Consider the following 784-nt stretch of genomic DNA (forward strand, 5'->3'; position numbering starts at 1 on the left):
TCGCAAGCCATATCACAGAAAGAACCATTTTCTTCATTCCTAATTTATTTTTTTAGTTATTTACAAAATTCTGCTGCAAAATTAATGAAAAAAAGGGAAACAGAAAAGACAAAACGGAAAAACACCGTTCAAAATGGAAAAAAGTGACTTTTCAGCCGTGAAAAGTCACTTTTATCATTCTTAATTCTTAATTTACTTTAAATGTCATTATTTCGAGTTGTCTATAAAATATTGCCTTGCGGGTCATAGGGACAGGTACCACTGATTCGCGACAAATAACGAACCTACGTACTGTCCCTATGACCCTGGTAAGATATATTTCGTCAAGTTCACGTTAATACACTAGAAAACTTACTGGATGACCGTCCTTAACAGGATAGCTACGAAAAAGCCAATAGTCACCATATGGAGTTAAATTATTAATCGGTGAACCCCAAACCAATTCATCATTCTTGAAGTGATAAGGTTTGAAATAGGTACATGCGCTTTTGTGGTTCGGTCGAAGCCCCCCTCCCATGAATATTTCAGTTTGATGTTCCTTAAACCTTTTTATTACTTCTGCTTTAAACTTTGGGTCATTCTCCATTGCTAAATTAAAACAACAATAACAATGACAAGAATAATAATTATAATTAACATTTGTTACTTCATATAAGTGTACTCTTAAGGGGTAAGTATAGTAAATAGTCAATTTTTCCTTATCATCATGCCATGTAAAAATCTCTTCTTTTGGCACTTTTCGATAAAACCAATTGCCATTTTCTATATCAGTTAAAGTCTGAAC

1 protein-coding gene is annotated in these 784 nt (G+C 33.3%); it reads right to left on the reverse strand.

Features of this window, described 5'->3' with window-relative positions:
- Positions 1-334: 334 nt before the first annotated feature.
- The coding region (locus tag CIK89_RS13645; RefSeq protein ID WP_158215031.1) for a hypothetical protein at positions 335-784 on the reverse strand (450 nt) is incomplete at its 5' end.

The organism is Prevotella sp. P4-119, assembly GCF_002251345.1.
Lineage (GTDB): Bacteria > Bacteroidota > Bacteroidia > Bacteroidales > Bacteroidaceae > Prevotella.